At 56.8% G+C, this 3,637-nt stretch carries 4 protein-coding genes; 3 read left to right on the forward strand and 1 reads right to left on the reverse strand.

All coding sequences use genetic code 11. From position 1 onward, the window contains the following. Window positions 1-77 precede the first annotated feature (77 nt). Both DMG62_22320 and DMG62_22325 read left to right on the forward strand, forming a co-directional pair. Entirely contained in the window at window positions 78-1,394 is a 1,317-nt protein-coding gene (locus tag DMG62_22320) for a hypothetical protein (protein ID PYY20718.1), read from the forward strand. A 154-nt stretch (window positions 1,395-1,548) separates the two neighbouring features. Further along, window positions 1,549-1,761, forward strand: a complete 213-nt coding sequence (locus DMG62_22325; GenBank protein ID PYY20719.1) for a hypothetical protein — start codon at window positions 1,549-1,551, stop codon at window positions 1,759-1,761. Between the two features lie 618 nt (window positions 1,762-2,379). Here the strand turns inward: DMG62_22325 and DMG62_22330 are convergent. Continuing rightward, window positions 2,380-2,823 (reverse strand): hypothetical protein, encoded by a 444-nt coding sequence (locus tag DMG62_22330; protein ID PYY20720.1) that lies wholly within the window; start codon window positions 2,821-2,823, stop codon window positions 2,380-2,382. Between the two features lie 446 nt (window positions 2,824-3,269). Between DMG62_22330 and DMG62_22335 the strand changes: the two genes are divergently transcribed. Continuing rightward, window positions 3,270-3,637, forward strand: a 368-nt coding sequence (locus tag DMG62_22335) for a DUF3291 domain-containing protein (GenBank protein PYY20721.1), incomplete at its 3' end; no start/stop codon positions are given.

The following is a 3,637-nucleotide window of genomic DNA, read 5'->3' on the forward strand; positions in this document are numbered from 1 at the left end:
TCGCTCCGGTGTATAGTTGTTGTTACATAAGTAACCCCCCCCCAAAAAACCTAACACTTCCCGGAGTTTCTCTTCAAATGACCACTACGCAGAAAATCCTGCGCATGCTGCTTCTGTCTGCCTGCGCACTTGTTGCCGCCACCGGCTTCGCCCAATTGCAAAACGACCAGATTGCCCTTTCCGGCAGCCTGCTGGATAACGGCTCCAATGGCAAGTTCACCAAGATCGCCCCACACGCACATTTACGGAATGGCCAGGCGCACGCACGTCAGGGTGTGCCCAGCATCGACTCGTTGCTGAACTGGAACGACCATTATTTCGCGCCGGGATACCTGGACAACGGCACCCCGGATGGTGTTTTCAACAGTCTCTGGTACACAAATATGGTGGGGAATCCACCGAACAATCACGGCACCACCTACATCAATGCTCCAGTCGTTCCGGTTGACATCGACCTTCGCAACTTCGATGGCACTCCACGCGTCTTGAACGGCAAGCGTCTCTACCTTGCAGCTGCGCCTTTCGTTCCTTACGTTTTAGCTTCTCCAGTATTTCAGAACTCAATGTATTCGAGCAGTTCCATTCCCACTCAGTTCACCGACGCCGTGCAGCGCGCGGAGTACTACAGCAAAGCGAAGGATGATTGGCATACGATCCTCGTCCCGAGCGTAAAGACCACTCGCGTGATGACGCTGATCCGCGGCACCTATCTGTTCGGACTCGACACGGATGGCAATCTTGCCTATGTGTTCGTTGTCGATCCGAACCTGTTCGTGAACAAGCTGTTCCCCGCGGTTGCAAGCGATACCACAACCCCGGTCGGCGCGGCTGAGAACGCGGGTGAAGTTACTACTAAGGACATCTCTACGTTCCTGTTTCCCAACACGTTCCTTGGAAACCCGAATGTTCGCGGGCAGTGCTGCATCCTCGGTTTCCACACCTATGACTTCGAGCCCGGAGATGACAGCAACGGAAATGTAGAGAAGCGCTACATTGCCAACTACTCCAGCTGGATTTCGCCCGGACTGTTTGGGGCTGGTTTCACCGACATCACCGCTCATAGCCACGAAATTGCCGAATCGTTCAACGACCCGTTCGTGGTGAGTGATGGTGTTCGCAACCTGACCCCGTGGTGGTTGTCCCCGAACGGGAACTGCCAGAACGATCTCGAAGACGGAGACGTAGTGGAAGGGTTGCCCAACGCCACGTATCCAGTCACTCTGCCCGTAACTGTGAACATGACGACATCACTGTTCACGTTCCATCCTCAGAATGAGGCGTTGTTGCAGTGGTTCCAGGAAGGCTCGTCGGATGCAATCGATCATGCTTATAGCTATCCGAATGAAGGCATTCTGACTTCTCCCACTAAAGTTCAGAAGCCGCACTGCAAGTAATCGGCCGAGTAGCTCCATTAGGGACGCCTAACGGCGTCCCTTTTTTTTGCGACGTGGCTGGCACAGCCTGCTTGCGTTTGCATTCCGGTGCTCGCTGCGCAAACTCGCTGTGAACCACTCGATGCGCCAATCGGCGTAACATTGAGACTGCTTCATGCGCATGGATGGGAGCCCGATGAGTATTGAGAATATGAAGAAGAGGCCAGTGCAGCTCACGGCGGAAGAGGAACAGGCGAGAGAGAAGGCGATGGACTTCTACCGTTACATTGGCAAAACCGACAAGGACGCGATGCGTCTGGCGTGGGCCGATGTTCAGAAAGCCTTTCCGCGGCTTAGGGATTACGACAGCCCAGCAGAAGTCGCTTAATAAGCGTGGAGCTCGAGAGCCGCAAATCACTTAGCCCTCAACCTCGACGAGAGTCACAAACAGGAATTATCGACAGCGTTCTCGCACCGCCGCCCAAAATGTTCCATCCGCGAGCGAAAGAGAGTGCCGTAGGCACGGCATAAGAGTAGCCCAGGGTGGAGCGAGCACGGCGACCGCGGATGTTCGCGGTCGGCGGACTCGCGGGATGCTGGGTAAGACGAGGAACAGTCCCAGTCCTCGCTGCCGCAGGCCCTCGCGGAGACCGAAGGTCGGAGCCACAAAACAAATGAATTTCTTCTGGCGCTCCGCTATGGCTGCGCGCGAGCCTTCGGCAGAGCGGACGTACATCCATGTCTACCGTGAACCCAGGACTCCCAACAACGGTCCACCCTGGGCTATCCTCTGCCGTGCCGAAACGGCACTCAAGCAAGCAGCTTCGTAGCCCTAAAGCCGAAGCGAAACTGTCAGTGACGGCACGACTGAAGTCGTGCCCTTCCCTAAACCTTTTCCACGGCATTTTCCGCGGGACGGGTGGCCCGGCCTTTCCCATTTCGGTCCTTCCTTCCACAGATCTCGCCATTCACTTTCTTCAGAGCTAGCGGAAGCGGGCTTTGTCTGTTAGATGCACTTGCCCGAGTCCTTCGGAGCGGGCATCCACAGCCAATTGGCAGCGCCGGTATCGTCTCGCGGTTCAAGGCTCCATTCTGCGCGATTAATCTTGCGGACTACCACCTCGTTGCTGCCTTCTTTGTCCACCTTCCAGCCCGTGATCTCCAGCTTGTCGCCTTTCGTGAACGTCCAGGTCAGGGCGTCGATGAACCATTTTGGTCCGACGCGAAGCTCAAAGGTTTTTTCATTCGCCTTGACGGTGACAAACACCCCGGGAGCTTTGCAGGTGCCACCGAGGCTCCGCTGCTGGATGTCGTCCACCACGCCGCTAATCTTGATGCGCGACGCCTCATCGTATTTGACCTTGGCCGGAGCAGGCGCAGGAGCGCTCTGCGCCCAGGACAAACAGGCCGCCCAGAGAACACAAGCCGGCAGGACACAGTTCCATTTCATCTCGTACCTCCTCTGACGAGGCGGCCGTCTATACGTGCAGATTTGAGCGGAAGTATATCCTCAAAACGTCCTCACGGACGTGCTCGCTGTCACGAAAAGAGAACCGGAGGCTCCGCCCGACCAGTCGCTCTCGAACGCGTTTCCCGGGGACCCGCCGAGCGCCGCTGTTGCGCTCGATGGGACGGGCGCGGGAGACCGGAGTCGAAGGATCTTGTGTTTGCTGTTGCTGTTCTGTTTTGCCTTTGACTGTTCACTTCCACACGATGGCCCGACCACCGATCACCCGATGATTGATCACTGCCCACTACAGCAGCTGGGTTTTGTCCCCTGTCCCCTGTAAGCTGTTCCCTTGTCCCAAGATTCGTCGCCGATTGATTGCAAACCAGCCCCGATTCCCGAGCGCTTCCTTATAATCGCCGCATCGTTTTTCTAGCGGGGGAACGCCGATGCCGCAATATCACGTTGCGCAAATCAACATAGGTCGAATTGTTGCTCCTCTAGACGATCCTCAGATGGCGGGCTTCGTCTCGCGCCTCGACGAACTCAATGCGCTTGCCGATCGCGCTCCGGGATTCGTGTGGCGGCTGCAAACCTCCGAGGGCAACGCGACCTACTTCCGTCCCTACGACGACGATCGCATTCTCATGAATATGTCGGTATGGGAAAGTGTCGAAGCGTTGCGGGATTACGTGTATCGCACCGTGCACTCCGAACTGCTGCGGCAGCGGCACGAGTGGTTCGCGAAGTTCGCCGGAACGTATCTGGCGCTGTGGTGGGTTCCAGCCGGACACATTCCCGGCATCGACGAAGCCAA

The sequence above is a fragment of the Acidobacteriota bacterium genome (assembly GCA_003225175.1).
Classification (GTDB): Bacteria; Acidobacteriota; Terriglobia; order Terriglobales; family Acidobacteriaceae; genus Gp1-AA112.